The organism is Pseudomonas veronii, from assembly GCF_002028325.1.
Taxonomy (GTDB): Bacteria; Pseudomonadota; Gammaproteobacteria; order Pseudomonadales; family Pseudomonadaceae; genus Aquipseudomonas; species Aquipseudomonas veronii.
Window position 1 is genome coordinate 6,120,653 of sequence record NZ_CP018420.1, and the last position, 17,657, is coordinate 6,138,309.

Annotated in this window: 15 protein-coding genes and 1 pseudogene; 5 read left to right on the top strand and 11 right to left on the bottom strand. The window is 58.3% G+C overall.

Going from position 1 to position 17,657, the window contains the following annotated elements; all coding sequences use genetic code 11:
- The 6 genes from rbbA to PverR02_RS28095 form a co-directional block, all read right to left on the bottom strand.
- Entirely contained in the window at positions 1–2,736 is a 2,736-nt protein-coding gene (gene rbbA / locus PverR02_RS28070; protein ID WP_057005493.1) for a ribosome-associated ATPase/putative transporter RbbA, read from the bottom strand.
- Positions 2,733–3,806, bottom strand: coding sequence for an HlyD family secretion protein (locus PverR02_RS28075; RefSeq protein ID WP_046381912.1), 1,074 nt, complete (start codon positions 3,804–3,806; stop codon positions 2,733–2,735). The genes rbbA and PverR02_RS28075 overlap by 4 nt, the downstream gene beginning before the upstream one ends.
- Before the next feature lie 7 nt (positions 3,807–3,813).
- Positions 3,814–5,286 carry an efflux transporter outer membrane subunit gene (locus PverR02_RS28080; protein ID WP_079444792.1) on the bottom strand — a complete coding sequence of 491 codons (1,473 nt, stop codon included), beginning with the start codon at positions 5,284–5,286 and terminating at the stop codon, positions 3,814–3,816.
- Positions 5,287–5,628: 342 nt separating this feature from the next.
- The gene (locus tag PverR02_RS28085; RefSeq protein ID WP_079444793.1) at positions 5,629–6,480 is read right to left on the bottom strand and encodes a MipA/OmpV family protein; all 852 of its coding nucleotides are present in this window, start codon (positions 6,478–6,480) and stop codon (positions 5,629–5,631) included.
- Positions 6,481–6,627: 147 nt separating this feature from the next.
- Positions 6,628–7,803: a sensor histidine kinase gene (locus PverR02_RS28090; protein WP_046381910.1), complete on the bottom strand. Its 1,176-nt coding sequence runs from the start codon at positions 7,801–7,803 to the stop codon at positions 6,628–6,630.
- Positions 7,800–8,498: a response regulator gene (locus PverR02_RS28095; protein ID WP_046381909.1), complete on the bottom strand. Its 699-nt coding sequence runs from the start codon at positions 8,496–8,498 to the stop codon at positions 7,800–7,802. The genes PverR02_RS28090 and PverR02_RS28095 overlap by 4 nt, the downstream gene beginning before the upstream one ends.
- Before the next feature lie 202 nt (positions 8,499–8,700).
- Here PverR02_RS28095 and PverR02_RS28100 point away from each other — a divergent pair, with 202 nt between their 5' ends.
- The 4 genes from PverR02_RS28100 (at position 8,701) to ycaC (ending at position 13,203) form a co-directional block, all read left to right on the top strand.
- Positions 8,701–9,966, top strand: a complete 1,266-nt coding sequence (locus tag PverR02_RS28100; protein WP_046381908.1) for an aminotransferase class I/II-fold pyridoxal phosphate-dependent enzyme — start codon at positions 8,701–8,703, stop codon at positions 9,964–9,966.
- Positions 9,967–9,981: 15 nt separating this feature from the next.
- Positions 9,982–11,106, top strand: coding sequence for a GNAT family N-acetyltransferase (locus tag PverR02_RS28105; RefSeq protein WP_079444794.1), 1,125 nt, complete (start codon positions 9,982–9,984; stop codon positions 11,104–11,106).
- Positions 11,103–12,323, top strand: coding sequence for an MFS transporter (locus PverR02_RS28110; RefSeq protein WP_079444795.1), 1,221 nt, complete (start codon positions 11,103–11,105; stop codon positions 12,321–12,323). The genes PverR02_RS28105 and PverR02_RS28110 overlap by 4 nt, the downstream gene beginning before the upstream one ends.
- A gap of 247 nt (positions 12,324–12,570) precedes the next feature.
- Complete coding sequence (gene ycaC, locus PverR02_RS28115) at positions 12,571–13,203, top strand: isochorismate family cysteine hydrolase YcaC (protein WP_046381905.1); 633 nt, start codon at positions 12,571–12,573, stop codon at positions 13,201–13,203.
- 88 nt (positions 13,204–13,291) lie between these two features.
- On the opposite strand, the gene PverR02_RS28120 is transcribed toward ycaC, so the two are convergent.
- From PverR02_RS28120 to PverR02_RS28140, 5 genes are all read right to left on the bottom strand, one after another.
- Positions 13,292–13,879 carry a hypothetical protein gene (locus PverR02_RS28120; protein ID WP_146181398.1) on the bottom strand — a complete coding sequence of 196 codons (588 nt, stop codon included), beginning with the start codon at positions 13,877–13,879 and terminating at the stop codon, positions 13,292–13,294.
- Positions 13,880–14,080: 201 nt separating this feature from the next.
- Positions 14,081–14,308, bottom strand: coding sequence for a GTPase (locus PverR02_RS28125; RefSeq protein ID WP_079444796.1), 228 nt, complete (start codon positions 14,306–14,308; stop codon positions 14,081–14,083).
- Positions 14,309–14,349: 41 nt separating this feature from the next.
- The gene (locus PverR02_RS28130; RefSeq protein WP_079444797.1) at positions 14,350–15,477 is read right to left on the bottom strand and encodes a GTPase; all 1,128 of its coding nucleotides are present in this window, start codon (positions 15,475–15,477) and stop codon (positions 14,350–14,352) included.
- Positions 15,478–15,571: 94 nt separating this feature from the next.
- Entirely contained in the window at positions 15,572–16,702 is a 1,131-nt protein-coding gene (locus PverR02_RS28135; RefSeq protein WP_079444798.1) for a GTPase, read from the bottom strand.
- A gap of 207 nt (positions 16,703–16,909) precedes the next feature.
- A complete protein-coding gene (locus PverR02_RS28140) occupies positions 16,910–17,170 on the bottom strand; it encodes a hypothetical protein (protein WP_046381900.1) in 261 nt (86 codons plus the stop codon).
- A gap of 119 nt (positions 17,171–17,289) precedes the next feature.
- On the opposite strand from PverR02_RS28140, the pseudogene PverR02_RS28145 reads away from it, so the two are divergent.
- Positions 17,290–17,556: pseudogene (locus PverR02_RS28145) on the top strand (WYL domain-containing protein); the annotation flags it as partial.
- Between the last annotated feature and the right edge of the window lie 101 nt (positions 17,557–17,657).

Consider the following 17,657-nt stretch of genomic DNA (forward strand, 5'->3'; position numbering starts at 1 on the left):
TCAGCGCTCCTGTTTGTGCAGCATCGCAATCGCCAGACCCATCACCAGCGGTAGGGCCACCAACAAGGCAATGAAGGACTGCTGCAGATCAGCCAGCCCCAAAGCCTTCGCGAATACGCCACGGCTGATGAGAAACATGTGGGTGGCCGGGTAGGCTTCGCCGATCAGCTTGCCGATGCCCTCCAACGAGGAAACGGGTGTAGTCAGCCCGGCGAACTGGGTGGCAGGCACCAGCGTGCCGATCAGCGCAGCGAACATCGCGGCGATCTGACTGCGCGTGACGGCCGATGCGACCAGCCCCATGCCGGTGGAGATCACCAGAAACACCAGGGTGGCCAGCGCCAGGGTGGCAAAGCTGCCCTTCATGGGCACGTCCAGTACGGTCACCGCCAGCACGCTCATCAACAGGAAGTTCAGCATTCCCAGCGCCACATAGGGCAGTTGCTTGCCAAGCAGGAACTCGGTGCGGGTGACAGGGGTGACGTAGAAGTTGATGATCGCGCCCAGTTCCTTCTCGCGCACCACGGCTAGCGCGGTCAGCATCGCCGGCAGCATCAACAGCAGCAATGGCACCACCGCCGGGACGATGGCGGGCAGGCTCTTGATGTCCGGGTTGTAGCGAAAGCGCGTCTGCACTTCGACCGGGTTGGTGTAGGTTTTGCCGTTCAATCGCTGGGATTTTTGCGTCAGCCAGAGCAGGTGCATGCCCTGCACATAGCCTTGCACGGTTTCGGCGCGGCTGGGCATGGCGCCGTTGATCCAGGCACCGACCTGGGCGTTGTGCCCCAGCGTCGCGTCGCGGGCAAAGCCGGACGGGATCTCGATGACCAGACTCAGTTCGCCGGTCTGCATGCGTCGGTCCAGCTCTGCGTAACTGTGCAACGGCGGGCGCTCAAGAAAATACGGCGAACCGGAGAGCGCCAGGGTGTAGTCATGGCTCAGGCCGGTCTGATCACGGTCAAGCACGGCGTAGCGCAGGTCATTGACGTCAGTGCTGATGCCATAGCCGATAACAAACATCAGCAGCAGCGATCCCAGTAGCGCCAGTGTGGCGCGTACCGGATCGCGCCGCAGTTCCAGCGACTCGCGCCAGGCGTAGCTGAGTAGACGCTGCAGGCTGAACGACTGAGCCTGTTCGGCTGCTGTTGCGGCCGTGCCGTGCTGTGTGGGAGCGCTCTCATCCGGCACATGCGCGGCATTGTTATCGGCCTCGATCAGATAACCGATAAAGGCCTCTTCCAGGCTGGCGGCACCGCGTTTTTCCACCAACTGCATTGGCGCATCACTGTCGAGCACCTTGCCCGCATGCATCATCGACATGCGGTCGCAGCGCTCGGCCTCGTTCATGAAGTGGGTGGAGATGAAGATGGTCACGTGGTCGCGCCGCGACAGTTGCACCAACAAGCGCCAGAACTTGTCGCGCGCCACCGGATCGACGCCCGAAGTCGGCTCGTCCAGAATAAGCAGTTCGGGCTTGTGAACCATCGCCACGGCCAGCGATAGGCGCTGGCGCATGCCCATGGGGATGCTCGGCGGCAGGCTATCCATGACGTCCAGCAATTCAAAACGCCCGGCCATTTGCTGCACGCGAGCGTCGATCTCTGTGGCGGGCACATGGAATAGTTTGGCATGCAGGACCAGGTTCTGCTTTACCGTCAATTCGTTATAGAGCGAGAACGATTGCGACATGTAGCCTACGCGACTGCGTGTGGCAAGGTCGTGAGAGTCGATCTCCTTGCCGAACAGCCAGGCACGGCCTTCGCTGGCGGGTAGCAGGCCGGTGAGCATTTTCATCGTAGTGCTCTTGCCGCAGCCGTTGGAGCCGAGAAACCCGAAGATTTCTCCGCGACGGATGCGAAAGCTCACGTGATCCACGGCCGTGAAGTCGCCGAAGCGCATTGTCAGCCCCTGGGCTTGGATGGCGATATCATCCGGGTCGGTCTGCAAGGGAGGAATGACCACGGGCTCGTGGTCTTGCTTTTTCTCGTCCGGCAGCAAACTGATGAAGGCCGATTCCAACGAATCACAATGGGTGCGTGCCAGCAGTTCGGCAGGCGTGCCGGTGGCACGCACCCGACCTTCGTCCATGACTGCCAGCCAGTCAAAGCCTTGTGCTTCATCCATGTAGGCGGTGGCGACGATCACGCTCATGCCGACTCGCTGGCGACGGATACGGGCGATCAGTTCCCAGAACTGCGCGCGCGCCAGCGGATCGACACCCGTAGTGGGTTCGTCGAGGATCAGCAGGTCGGGATCATGGATCAGAGCGCAGCACAGGCTCAGTTTCTGCTTCATGCCTCCCGAAAGCTTCCCGGCGGGTCGCGCAAGAAATGGATACATGCCGGTGCTACGGGTCAAATCGTCGATGCGTCGGCGCCGTTCGCTGGCGTTTTGACTGAACAACCGTGCGATGAACTGCAGGTTTTCTTCCACTGACAGTGTGGGGTACAGGTTCTTGCCCAGGCCTTGGGGCATGTAGGCAATACGCGGGCAGATCTGGTCGCGGTGGGCCTTGCTGGCGATGTCGGCGCCCAGCACCTCTACTGTGCCTTGCTGTACCCGACGCGCGCCGGAGAGCAACGACAGCAGACTGGACTTCCCTACGCCATCCGGGCCGATCAGCCCTACCATGCAACCGCCAGGGATGTCCTGGGTGATGCCCGACAGCGCCTGGGTCTTGCCGTAGTGCAGGCTTACGTCCCGCAGGCGAACCACGGGCTCAGCGAGGCTGTTCATGGCAAGTCCCTAAGCTGTAAGGCTTCAGGCCATTGGGCCTGAGGATCGGTCCTGATCCAGGCAACGCCGGGCAGGCCGGACTTTACATAATCCTGGTACTTGCTCAGCAATGCTTTGTCGATCCGAGCCTTGACCCGGAACATCAGCTTCTGCCGCTCATTGGCAGTCTCCACGAATTTGGGGGTGAACTGGGCCTGGCGCGAGACAAAGGTGACCGTGGCGGGTATCGGCAAGTGCGGCGCGGTGTCCAGCACGACGCGCACTTCACTGCCCAGGGCCACTTGCCCGGCGGCTTCGGTGGGCAAGAAGAAGCTCATGTAGACATCTGACAGGTCGATCAGGTTAAGCACCTTGCCGCCATCGCTGAGCATTTCGCCGGGCTGGGCCAGGCGATACTGCACGCGGCCACTGCGCGGGGCCTTGAGAGTGCTGTCGTCCAACTCGGACTGGATGCGCTCGACCGTGGCCTGCGCTGCCGCGACGGTCGATGTTGCGCCGGTGACTTCGGCGTCGCTGGCTTCGATGGCCGATCTGGCGGCGTTAGCCTGCGCGCGCGCGGCATTGAGCGCAGCGCCGGTATTCGCCACTCTGGCGCGGTCATCGTCCAACTCCTGGCCTGTTGTGGCGCCGTCCTTGACCAATACCTCGGTGCGTACCAGTCGACGCTGGGCGGCATTCAGTTCCGTATGGCGCTGAACCACGACAGCCTCGGCGGCGGCCTGCTCGCTGCGGCGCATGCTCACCTGCGCCTGAGTGGCCTTCACGGCATGTTCTGCCCGCTGCAATTGCGCCTGGGCCTCGCGCATCTGGGCCAGCAGCGAATCGATATGCATGTGTGCCAACACCTGCCCAGCCTGCACCTCGTCACCTTCATCGGCCAGGATCTGCGCGACGCGCCCACTAAATTTGGCGGCCACGTCCACCTCCGTGGCTTCAATGCGTCCATTGCTGACCATCAGACCGTCCGGCACAGCGCGTTGATCGAACCAGTCCCAGCCGATCCAGGTCGCACCGGCAATGGCCGCCACGATGGCAACTGCGGTGATTTTCTTCTTGATGGAGGCGCTCATGGCTGGGTTATTCCTCTGCAATATCTGAAAACAGGGTGGATGACGGCTGGTCGAGTAACGGGGCGTTCGGCACATGCCGTGAGCCGCCACCCAGTGCGGCATACAGCGCCACCCGGTTGCGTAGCAGTGCGTGTTGCGCTTGTACCTCTTGTTGCTGGGCCTGCAGACGATCACGTTCGGCGTCAAGCACCTCCAGGAAACTGGAGCGGCCACGGTCATGACTCAGGAGCGCCAGCCGACTGCGTTCCTCCTGGATCTCGACGGCTTGCTGCTGCACTGATAGTTGCTGTTGCAGCCAGTGCTGGTTGGCCAGGGCATCCGCTACGTCGCGAAAGGCGCTCTGGATGGTTTGCTCGTACTCAACGACGGCAAGGTGTTTGCGCACATTCGCCAAATCCAGGTTGGCCTGGTTCAGTCCGCCATCGAAGACCGGCAACGACAGGCTTGGCGCGAAGTTCCAGGCACGGCTGCTTGCGCTGAATAAGTCACTCAGTTCTGCGCTGGCCAGGCCGCCGAAAGCGGTCAAGCTAATGCGCGGGAAGAAGGCCGCGCGGGCCGCGCCGATATGGGCATTGGCGGCACGCAGGCGATGCTCTGCTGCGACGATGTCCGGGCGGTTGATCAGCAGGTCGGATGGCAGGCCGGCATCCAGGGGCTGGACCAGGGTCTGATCGGCGACAGGCCTGTAGTTGGCATCGACGAGGTCAACCTGTCCGACCAGCAGATTCACGGCATTGTGTTGCAGGTCACGTTGCTGTTGCAGTTGCAGCGTCAATGCCTCGGCCTGGGTCAGCAGCGTCTGCACCTGGGTCAGTTCCAGCTTGGTCACTGACCCCATCTCGAACCGACGTGTGAAGATGCGCAGCGATTCGCTCTGGTTGGCCTGAGCGACATTAGCCAGGTGCAGGCGCTTATCCAGCTCGCGAAGGCTAATCCAGGCGTCGGCCACCTGCGCCACCAGGCTGATCGTCACTGCCTGATGCCCGGCCTGGGTCGCCAGGAATTGCTGCAAGGCTTCTTCGTTCAGGCTGGTGATACGTCCCCAGAAGTCGATCTCCCAACTGCTGATACCCACACCTGCCTTGAATTCGTTGCCCGTCGAGGTCTGACCGATTTCCGTCAGATCTGCAGGCGTGCGCGAGCGTTTCGCATCGACTCCCAGGGCAACCGTGGGCGTCAGGGCGCTGCGCTCGATGCGGTAGGCCGCCTGTGCTTGCCGAACCCGCAAAGCGGCACTGCGCAGGTCGTGGTTGTGAAGCAGCGCCTGGCGGATCAAAGCCTGTAGATGAGGATCGGGAAAATAGCTCTGCCAGGTTTTATCGGCCGCCGAGGTTAGTGCGGCATCCTCGGATTTTTTACCGCTCCCTTGCTGGTAATGCGCAGGCAAGGTGCTGTTGTCGGGGGTTGTATACGGCGGTATTAGCGTAGTGCAGCCTGATAGCAGCACCACCACAAATGCTGCATTGCACTGTCGTGACATGGTGTGAAGTTTCCGATCCAGAGGAGGCATGGAGGGAAGTGTGCTCTTCACGCGTCAATCGTCTTTCAAGGTTTAATCAAGATTTCATCAAGTGCGGCCAAATACCGGTCTGCGGAACAGACGCCCACGGCGCAACCTTGCCTTGAGCGTCTGAGATTATTTTGGAGGCTGTAGCGGTGTCGTCAGCACTGAAATGGGCGGCTCGCTCATGAGCAGCCAAGCGCCCGCCACCAATAACAAGACTGCCGCCACGGTGCAGGCCAACCAAATCAGTTTCCGGCACCCTGGCCTCCGCGCCGGGATGAGCTGTCTACGTAAGCGCACGGTGGATGTCTATTCGCCTCAGAATGAATAGTGCAATGAGGCAAAACTGGTGACGCCGGTTTTTTCTTCCACCACAGGACTTTTGTTCGCCTCTTCGCGGAACTCCATGACATTCAACCCGACCAACATCGCCCAATGCTGATTGAATTTATGTTGCCAGTCCGCTGACAACGAGTAGGCATAGACGCCGGAGTCGGCATCGAAACGAGAGAACCGGGAAGCCTGGGCCTGGGCATCGCTCACCCCGAAGTAGGTGCGGTTGTAGCGCTTATCCCCGGCATGCACGTTCATACCAAGGGTAATCACATCACCTGCCGTTTTCAGTACGGTGCTTTCCAGGCCCAACCGGTAACGATTACCACGCTTATAACCAGCAACGCGCAGCTCTGCTTCACCCTTGATCGACAGCCAGGAGGTCAGATCCTGTGCCAGCTGAAACGTGGCAGTGGTCGCGCCTGTGACTTCACCCATCCCCTGGAGTCGCTTGGAGCCAGGGCGCCAAACGCTGTCTTCATCAGTACGGCCAAAGTCGTAGCCGATTGCCACGCTGGAGTAAAACCCGCTCTGAGTCAGGTATTCCGCGCCAAGGCCGCGCATGGAATCAGCAAAGAAAATGCCGCGATAAATACTCAGTGTCGGCACCAGCATGGCTCGCGATTGTTTTGCGCCCAGATAGCGAGGGGTATAGGCGGCACCCAGTCCCACCGTGACCTCGGTTTTTTCGCCAAACAAGCGGGTGGATACGTCAGCGACTTGCTGCTGGGCCTGGCTTTTCAGCGGAATCAGCAAGCAGAGGCTGCCGGTAATGAAAACCGAGACAGCGCTGGTCATGTGTCGCTTGTGTTTGTATCGAGAAACGGGCTTGCTCATGGCGGTTCATCCTTTGAGGTTCAGTACCCCGGTAGTGAGCCGCCTTCGATTCAAGGTCGCGCCAAGAAACGGTGAAGACTTCGTCAAGGACAACGGACCAGGTTTTGCCTGCGCCCGCTTTCAGGCTGGCGCAGCCTTCGCCTTGAGTCAGCCTGGCAACTCGATATGGATGCGACCGCCGCCCTCGGCACGATTATGGACACTCAGCTTGCCACTATGGGCTTGGCAGATAGCGACTGCCACCGACAGCCCCAGCCCGCTGCCGCCTGCATGGCGAGAGCGCGAATGTTCGGCACGCCAGAAACGGTCGCACGAGCGCTCGATATGCTCCGGTGCGAAGCCCGGGCCAGCATCCTCGACGTCGAGCAGCACCCGGTCTTGCCGCTTGCTGGCCCGCAGCGCCAGATACCCCCCGGATGCTGCGTAGCACAGGGCATTGTCGAGCAGGATCGACAGTACCTGGCCTAAGCGGTCGCGATCGGCGATCAACATCAAACCGTCCGGACAGTCGAGGACGATGTTCACCGGTTGCTGTTGCAAGCGTGGTGCCGCCCAAGCCACTCGCTCTTCCATCAGGGACTTGAGTGCGAAGCTTGAGGGCATCAGCTGCAACTGGTCGGCTGTGGCCAGCGACAATAAGTACAGATCATCAATGAGCCGATTGAGCTGATCAAGCTGTCGCATGATCATGACCAACTGTTGCGGCGAGGCCTCGAATACGCCATCGATCAGCCCCTGTAGCCGCCCCTTGGCAGCGGTGAGGGGCGTGCGCAGCTCGTGGGCGATGGCGGCGCTGGATGCCTGTAATTCCCGCTCCTGCCGCTCCAGGCGCTCAGCCATGTGGTTGAAATCGGCCATCAGGCTATACAGCGCTGCGGGGGCATCGCGCACGTTGCCTGCTCGTGACCGGAAGTCTCCGCCAGCGATGTGCATTGCCGAGATCGCAACGGCGCTGAGTTGGCGCGACAGGCGCAACGAGACCCAGATGCCGCCGCCGATAATCAGGGGGAGCGCAATCAGCGCCAGCCCGCTGAACCACAGCAGATCCGCCCGGAGGACCTCTGGCGTGAAGTAATCGCCATAGAGGTATTGCCCATAGATTTCACGCAGGCGCTCGGCATTGGCGGCATGGTCGACTTCCAGGACCTTGAGTTCCTGGCGCACGGCCTCGGGCAGTGCGTTTCGCAGTTTGGTTTCCCACGAGAAGAAGCGTAACCACATGCCAGCCCCCACCACCAGCATGGCCGCCAGTGCCAGGCCGATCATGCGCAGGCTGATCCAGTACCAGAGTTGGCGGGAGAGTCCGTTCTTTGCCGTGCTCATGCCGGATTGCTGAAGCGATACCCCAGCCCCCGCACCGTCAGAACGACATCGTGAATGCCTACTCGCTCCAGCTTGCGTCGCAGGTTGTACAGGTGGGCATCGACCACTCGCTCCATCGCATCACTTTCGGGCAGGCAGTTGGCGAGCAGCTCGGCACGTGTGTACATGCGCGATGGCGCGGCCATCATCATGGACAGTAGATTGAACTCGGTGCGCGTCAACTCCAGGGGTTGATTGGTGCCATTGATTTCAATGGTCGCCAGTGCCGCATTCAAATCAATGACCAAGTGATTATGCCGTAGCAAGGTCGACTGACCCTGGCCACCCCCACGCCAACGCCGCAGCACCGCATGCACGCGAGCAACCACTTCCCCTGGGTTGTAGGGTTTGACCACATAGTCATCAGCACCGTACAGCAGGGAGTTGATGCGGCTGGGTTCGTGCCCAACAGCGGTCACCATAATGACTGGGGTCGCTGAGTGTTGGCGAATAGCAGTCAAAACCTCGTTGCCGCTGAGTCCCGGCAACATGATGTCCAGCAGCACCAGATCCGGCCGCCAACGCGCGTGGTAGTCCAAGGCTTTATGGCCATCTGCTGCATGTCGCGTCTGGAATCCATCCCGGCCAAGATAGGCCTCCAGTACTTCAGCCCCATCGAAATCATCCTCGACGATCAGTACTCGTCCTAAACTCACAGGTCACTCCTTCATGCGATCTTGATGGCTTGTTGATCGTTACTTGATATTTCGGTGCAACGATAATTGCGCTTCTGAATGCGGCCGTAAATCGTTGAGACGACTAAACGCTACCACTTGAAACAAAATCGACAAGCTTATTTTTTGCAATTTGTCAAGTTCTATCAAGTGTTGGCAATCAGGATGAATGGAGGAGGGACATATGGAAATATCACCAAATGTGGATCGCTGGGGTTTTCAGCGCTTCGTTGAGTCGTCGGTGTCAGAAGGGTTTCTGCGCGAGCCGGTCCTGATGGAAGGAATGTCTGGTTCGCGCATCACGCGCAATGGCCTGCCGTATGTGAATTTTTCGGGGATCAACTACCTCGGCTGGCAACAGGACCCGCAAGTGCTCGATGCGTTCTGTGAGTCGGTCAAGCGCTATGGGCTTTCCACCGGTGGGTCGCGGGCGACGCAGGGTGTCTGCGAGCCACATTTCCGATTGGAAACGTTGCTCAGCGAGCATCATGGCAAAGACAAAACACTCACGTTTGCCTCAGGCATGCTGGCCAACCTTGGCTTCATCAATGCCATGACAGCGAAGTTCAATTTCTCCCCCAGCAGCGGCATTGACAACCGCGATGCCGTGCTGATCTTTGACCGTGATTGCCACTGGAGTCTCTGGAAAGCCGCCGCGCACCTTAAGTACGGCGAATCGCTGCTGTCGTTCAAGCATAACGATGTGGCCGACCTTGAACGTGTTCTGCAAAATATCGGAGATCGAAAGGCCATTGTGGTTTTCGAAAGTGTCTACTCCTCCGACGGGAGCGTGGCGCCTATCGGTACGATCCTGGATCTGTGTGAACGATTCAATGCCCTGAGTTATATCGACGACGCCAATGGTTTCATGGTGTATGGCGAGCCGCAGCGCAATTTCTACGAAGAGTTCCAGCACCTTCGCCGCGCCGATTTCATCATGATCTCATTATCGAAATCAGTAGGCCTGGAAGGCGGTGCGATCAGCGCCAACGCGGAGTACATCGACGCCTTTGAAGTACTGAGTGGAACGTCGATCTTCACAGCCGCCATTCAACCGCCAACGGCAGACGCAGCGGCATCCATCATCGAGCGCCTCAAGCGCGACCCTTCCATCATGGATGACTTCCTGCGCAGAAGCCTGGCGTTTCGCCTGCGATTGCTTGACGGTGGACTGCAGCTCAATAGCACACCGTCTTACATCACCTCCGTGTTGATCGGCAAGGACAGCAAGGCCGAGCAAGTTCGGGAGCAGTTGGAGCAACAAGGCTTCTGCGTGCCGATCTTCCGCTATCCGGCGGTCAAGCCCAATCAGGCACTGATACGGCTGATCTTGCACCGGCACCACACCGACGCGGAAATCGAGAGGTTTGCCCAAAGCCTGGAAAATCTGCTCGGTTGCGATGATTCATCCAGTCGATTGGGCGAGAGCCTGCTAGCGGCAGCGAACTAGGTCAGGAAGTCGCATATGACACGCATGGAACAGGTGGTGCGGGTCGGCTTGCCGGCCAGCACAAATGACACCACTTGGGCGGCGGAACATATTGAAATCAAGGACTCGATTGCGACGATTGACCGAACGTCCTGGAATCAACTGTGCAAGCCTCATCAGTTTTGCAGCCATGAGTATATGGCTGCCCTGGAGGCCAGCGGCCTGGAATGCCAGTACCTTTATGCGCTGGCCATTTCAAACGGTGAACTGGTCGGCGCTGCTGTAGCCACCCTATGGCGGATTCATCTGCCATATGGGATGTCATTGCGCGTCACAACCCTGGGAACGCCGGTCAATACGGGGTTGCCGCTGATGTTAGCGGTGACTGCGAATTCCATAAGCCTGCGATATGGTCTGGTGGCTGCGCTGGAGCGGGCGTCAATCAAGCGCGGCGTCCGACTGTTCGTCGGGCGGGATTTTCCGACAGCCGACTACCTCCACAAGCAGGCGCTCGACAAGCTCTACAGCTGCGCGCATTTGGAGCTGCCCTGGACAGACTTTGAGCAGTATCTGGAGCAGCACCCCAAGCGCAAAAGCATACGCCGTGATCTGCGGTCGCTTGAAAAGGCAGGCTACTGTCTCGACATTCGCGAGGGTCAGGCACTGTCGACTGATGAAGCGCAGCGCTTGCACGCCTTATGGTTACAGCTGTATCGCAAACATCACTCGCCTGACCAGATCATGGTCACCGAAGATTTCTTTCTGCAAATGAGCCAGCTCGACCATGCGGTGTGGTTGCTGCTGCGCAAGGAAGGACGCATTGATGCGTTCGACCTCTGTTTTGTTCTGGGCGACCATCTGGAATCCACCTATTGCGGCGTGGATCTGGAGGCAACGAGTCGCCTGTCCATCCACCGCGCCATGGGCTACCACATCGTTCGCCACGCCATCGGCAAAGGACTGCGCAGCATTAACTTTGGTATTTCCAACGAGCAGGGCAAAGTCGAAATGGGCTGTCGCCTGCAAGCCTGTTACGCCTGGATGCAAGCCAATCCCAAGTGGCTCGGACGACTGCTTCGCATGATCCTGCATCGATTTGTGCTCAAGCACGACCAGGACAAGCTCGCGCAGGAAAACCTGACTGTGGAAGACCAGCGGTGAAGCGGCTGCTACACAAACATGGCGCCGGTCTTTTGCTCTTGACCGGTCTGCAATGGGTGATTTCGGTGGCGGATTGGATGCTGATCGTACTGCTGCAGATCGTGGTATTCGATCTGACCCAGTCGGCGTTCAACATCATGTTGCTGGTCATATGCGAGTTGATCCCGATGCTGCTGTTCGGCGCATGGGCCGGTGCAGTGGCCGATCGCACCGATCTCAAACGGGTACTGGTCTGGGCCTGTGTGGCGCGTCTGTTCATCATCCTGGCACTCTTGCTGCCGGCGATGCGTGGGCAGCTTATCCCGATCCTTGCCATTGCTGCCCTGGCGGCGACATGTAACCGGTTCTTCGTGCCGGGTGCCAGTGCCTTGTTACCCAGCCTGGTTTCGGCAGATAGGCTACCCGCTGCCAACGCCATCATCATGGCCGCGCGCATGTCAGGGATGGCCATCGGTACGCTGTTGGCTGGCGTGCTGGCCAGCCACTACGGGCATGGGGTGGCGGTTGTGGTAATTGGCGTGCTGCTGCTCATCGCCAGTGTCTTGTGTGTGTTGTTGCCCTCGTCCCATGTCAAGCGGGAGCAGGCCGATGAAGTAGGTATCTGGCGCGATTTGCGCACGGCGGTTTCACGCTATGGAGCCAGCCTGATACTGCCCATGACGGCCAGTATGCTGGTGATGCTGGCCCTTGGCAGTTTTGAGATTCTTGCGCTTGTCTATGTGGTCCAGGTGCTGGAGCGTCCACCGGCCGATGTCGGGTTGCTGTTCGGCGCCTATGGTGTCGGCATGCTGGCTGGACTTGCTTTGTCGTCATGGCCCCGTGTCGGGCAGCAATATGGCGCATGGATGTTGATCAGTCTGACCCTGATATGTGCCTCTATTTGGGTTGTATCGAAAGTCGACAGCCTCGGTTTGGCATTGCCGTTGGTGGCTGTGACGGGGCTGGCGGAGGGGCTGGTCATTACCCTGAGCCTGTTGCGCATCTATCAGCAGGTTGCTGGGGATTTCTATGCCCGTGTGATTGCATTGCTGGATACCGGCACAGGCGCGGCCTTTCTTGTTTCGGTCATGCTGACAGGCGTCGTGGCTGATAAGGTACCGGCAAACATCTTGCTGCAAGGGCTCGCCATGACGCTCACCGGCTTGCTGCTGTTGGGGGTCATTGTGATGAAGGTGAGTACAGCCTGGCTTCACCTGAAAAAGGTGGAGCTCGAATAGAACACCGTTAATCACGCAGAGCACTGACGCCCGCTCTTTTGAAGAACACCCTCATACCGCTCCTGGAGTTCTCTAGGAAACATCCCGCAAGTGAAAAGGACCGATACTGCGGGTAGCTCAACCAATTGTCCCTTTTAAGTTGACAGTAAGACGCCTCCCAGCCGATTTATCCCCCACGTCCCGCCCATTAATCTGTGCCCATGTTGAACGCAACGCCCAACCCACTTAAACAAAAAAGGATTCAACCATGAGCACGCCAACCTACAACCGCTTGAACAAAGACGACGCCGTAGTCCTGCTGGTCGACCACCAGACCGGCCTGATCTCCCTGGTGCAGGACTTCTCGCCCAACGAGTTCAAGAACAACGTGCTGGCCCTGGCGGACCTGGCCAAGTTCTTCAACCTGCCGACGATCCTCACCACCAGCTTCGAGCAAGGCCCTAACGGCCCGCTGGTGCCGGAGTTGAAGGAGATGTTCCCGGACGCGCCGTACATCGCTCGCCCTGGTCAGATCAATGCGTGGGACAACGAAGACTTCGTCAAGGCGATCAAGGCCACCGGGCGTAAGCAGATCATCATTGCCGGTGTGGTGACGGACGTGTGCGTGGCGTTCCCGACGTTGTCGGCGCTGGCGGAGGGGTTTGATGTATTTGTGGTGACGGATGCGTCGGGCACCTTCAATACCACGGTGCAGCAGGCGGCGTGGAGCCGGATGACGCAGGCCGGTGCGCAGATGATGAACTGGTTTTCGGTGGCGTGTGAGCTGCATCGCGACTGGCGCAACGATATCGAAGGCCTGGGCAATCTGTTGTCCCAGCGTATTCCGAACTATCGCAACTTGATGAATGGTTATGCGGCGCTGACGGCGCAGCAGAAGTAAGAAAACTGCCGTCAACGATAAGCCTGCTTGAAAAAGCAGGCTTGCTTCGTTAGGTGCTGCGATGGACGTTGCGCCGCCCGCACTTTACTCAGTAGAAATAGTTGGACTCGGCTTTTTTATCGAGCCCCACCAAAACACTTTGAGCAATTCGGCAGGCCGTCGGCGCGGCGTTGGGGCCCCAGTGCTGGCAGTAGTAACGACCTTCGTTCACCGATTTACCCTCCTCGGTGAAGACTTCGATCACTGCATTCCAGAGTGACACCCGTGGGGCGTCACTGGTGGGGTCGAGGCACAGCAGGTGGGTGATTTGCAATTCATCGTCATCGTTTGCCTGGTAACCCTGATAGCCGATAACCAGCAGCCAATGCGCCGCCAGGCCGTCGTCCCAATCGACACAGACGATCGGGATTTTGCGGTTGTCGACGGCGTCGGCAATATTGCGGATGGTCGTCTGTCGTCGCGGCGCTGCATCCAGCACTTCGGTCACAACCCCGGCGTGCTTGAACACATCAACCAGCCAGCTCACATCGAAATCGTCGGTGCCTTCCGACACCAGCGCGCCGAAGGCCAGTAGGCTTTCGCGAAAGCGACCCAGTCGGGTTCGGCCATCGTAACTGTCGAGTGATTGAGCCTGCTCGCGGGACATAACGCCCAATGCGATCAAGGTCATCGCCACGCAGTAAGGTCCACAGGCACCATCCATTTCGCCTTGGCGTAAATGAACATAGTCATGTGCGCGGGGGTGAGCACAGGTCACCGGGCCGTTAGGGGATACCGACAACCAAGGGCTTACAAACATTCGATTCATGCCGCGTCATTCCTTTGCAAAAAAAAAGCAGCCGCCCAGCATGAGCGGCGTCACGATAAGAAGACAGGTTCAACTCAAGCGTTCAGGCTCGACGTAGCTCAACACGGTGGTTTCCCGAGCATCCGACACGGCGAACTGCTCGCGCTCCACGAGGGCGTTGAGCAAGGAGCTCTTGCCATGGTTGTATTTGCCGATCACCGAAACCACCGGCAGCCGTGCGTCAGCCAACAAGTACTGCAAGCGGCTTATCTCGGCCGCGTGGTCTGGCAGCACCGCATAAATCGAATCGAAGCCCATGGTTAATGCTCTTCCTTAAATAGCGCTGATGCAGCCCGTGCTTAGAAAATGCCGAACAGTTTGGGCCTGATGAAGACGCGCCCCGTTAGATGACTGGCGAAGAAGTTGTCGTCCTCGGCATATTTGACGAAGAGCCTGTCGAGTTCTGCGTGGACACGACCAAAACCATCATCCAGCCATTCAATCATGGTCGATTTAAGGGTCAGGATGATTTTTGCCGCCTCATAGAGCGCGCCCACCTTGCGCAGGAAGCTATCGGACTCGAACCCGTCTTCGATCTCTTTGAAGCGGCCCTCCATCTCTCGCTGGAAGTCGTCAAACACACGGGTCACTGCGTTTTCCAGCTCATCGCTGGTCTCCCAGTCCCCCATGAAACCAAAGGATGAGAGGTAGTCATCGAAGCCTTTCAGATCGGAAAACACCTCATCAAAATCGGGCAACTCGATTTCCGTATCCAGATCGAGGTCCGCGATTCTAAAGATGCTGAGGTCTGCCTTTTCGATCTTGGCAACGACCGTATCGCGCATTTGGCGAAGCACACCTTTGAAGTTCAAGCAGCTCATCGCAGCCAGACGCTTGCTGAGAAAGGCATGCGACTGTTCCAGGTAGAGCGAAAGCACTTCATCGCGACCAAAGGCTTGCGTCGACTGACCACCACGCCTACGTACCGATACCGAACACAGCGGCGTCACCGATACACCCGGGCATAGTTGGTGAATTTCTCGCTCGAGGGCCTCGACCTTATCGCCCGCAACGTCGGCATTGGTCAGGATGACTTGCAGGGGAATCCTGGCATCCAGTCCAAGCCGTTTGATCAGATTCACATCCACCGGTTCCAGCCGTGCGGAGCTGGCGTTGATCACATAGAAGGCACCATGAATCCAGGTTTCCGGTTCCATCGGGCGCGCACGATGTTGCTGCATGAAACGGTCGAACTGTTGGAGCCATCGCTCATAGTTGTCAGCTTCCAGGCCAACGCTGTCGAACACATTCAACAGGTGCCCCTGGTGCTCGAAGGTGTGCGACTGAAAATTTTTCTCCCAGGAGGTGACGGGCTTGCCACTTCCCGTCTCAAACAAACCCACCTGGTCAAAAAGATAGTTGCAGAAGCTGCTTTTGCCGACGCCGCTTTTACCCAGCACGATGATGTTGATCGCGAACTGATCCATGTCTCTCTAAACCCTGAACCGCTGAAAGGGGATGAAGGCCTGCCTAGAAACAGATCTGTCTCTCGCCACGGCCTTCAGAGTGCGCCAAGTGGCTTCAAGCTTTTTGATTGCCCCATTTCCCCAGCGCAATCTTGAATGCCTGCATGAACTGCTCGTTAGAAAAGAGGCGAGCCCAGTCCGGTGACTTGCCTGTCTTCAGGTAGCCGTCCACGGCGCGTTCATAGACCTCGACCAGGGCCAAGCCCAGCGCTCCGGTGATCGCCCCGGCAACAGCGGCGTTAATGATCTGCCCAAGCACGGGGATCATCTTGGTCAGGCTGGCTGCCAACTGACGCCCCACCAGGCTGAGGATCTGGCCCTTGAGCAGGCTGACGGCCATTTCACCCATCGAGCCAAACCCGTAGAGCTTGGCCAGCGATGCCGCCATCGCCATCTGCTGAGGCACAATGAGTAACGCGTCCGACATCGGCACCGGGTTAAGTCCGGCGCTGGCGGCGGTGGTGCCGCTGTAGGTCATGATGATGGTCATCGCCTCGCTGCGTTTGGCTGGTAGCGACGCGATCTGGGCAGCCACGAAGGACTGGCGTAGCGCATCGTCCTTGAGTGATGCACTCGACCAGGCGATTAACTTTTCGAGGTCCAGTTTCAGCTCTGGATCGTGGCTGGGGTTATTTGCACAGGTCTCGAAAACCTCACAATGAATACCGTGCTCGCTTAGCACGTTGCGAAACGCCCGGGAAGTCTCACCGTTGCCGTCATCGTCAATGGGTTCGGCATCGCACTGGGTGAGTACCACAGCCACCGGAATATCCAGTTCACCGGTAATCAATCGCAAGTTGTCCAGGTCAAAATCAGTAACCCGGTGGTTGGCTACGCTGAGGCAGTACCAAATGAGATGGATCTGTTCATCCAGCGCCTTGAACTTGCGCTGTTTGATCTCCGGGATGATTTTTTCCCGAAAGTTGCCTGTCGAGGGTTTGCCTTCCGTCACCTCATAACCTTCGGTATCAAAGATGACCAAAGGGATGTTGGCGTCTTCGTAGCGATGACAACCCCGAGTGACAGGCTGCCCGGTACCGACCTTGGCAATCGTTTTGCCGAAGATATGATTGATCAGGCTGCTCTTTCCAACACCGGTGCCGCCAACAATCATCAGGTTCGGGCGTTTGACCGACGCCATTTCCTTATCGAACTGCTCTTCCAGTTGAGCTTCCATACTTGCCATTGTTCTATTCTCCGTCGCTACGCGGCGCTCAAAAGAGGGCGCGCTAAAAAAAAGGTTATCGCCCCGGACCCAAAATCCTAAAGCCTCAATCGCACTTTGCCACTATCCCTGTCAAGCGCAGCGGTTGGGAGGATAGGCTCCAACGGGTATTGTTTTTGACGCTCCTGCTCTCGTCTGAAAAGTGATCAGCGAGACATCCTTCTCTACCTATTCCTCCTGCGCAGTCACCCCCCCTTGCAAAAGCCCGACTTTCCTCTGCAACTGCTTGATATGCGCCTTCTCAGCGCGCAGCGCAGAACGCAACTCCCGGTTCTCAGCCTCATAGATCCGCCCCCAGCGCGCGTTCCGGCGGCAGGTAAGCGCCATTTTCCAGAGTTCACGCAGCCTCAAGTATTGCAGCAGGAGCACCAGCAGGATGCTCCCCAACACTACCAATGCCCCTGTCGACACTGCTTCTGCCATAGTCATGCGTACTTCCTTGCGTGTACTCGATTTGTTTAAACGACAGCCACACGATATGTAGCAATAGACGACAGGTCTAGAATGTAGACTTATACAGGTAAAGTATTCGCACACGTCACGAGGGGATGGAACGCATGCATTCCATTGAACAGGTTTGCTGGGACCTGGCACTTCGCCACTGCTTGATCGAGATTGTCCTCCGGCAGGAGGGCCGGCAGACCACGGGGCACGTGATCCAGAGCGTTGGTAGCAAACGCCGGCAGGCCGCCAACGACATCAATATGCACATCACCGAACATGCGCCTCAAAACCTTACACATGACAAAAAAATAACCGGCTACGTGCCAAGCAAAACGTTCCAGCCGCTGTTCATCGGTGACGAATCTCAAGCACTTGAGACCGGGGTTTTATGAGTAACGGGGCAAAACGTGGGGCAAGCCGCATCGCGCTATTCCCCTTGACTCTCCCCTATACGGCAGCCCCTACCCTGCAA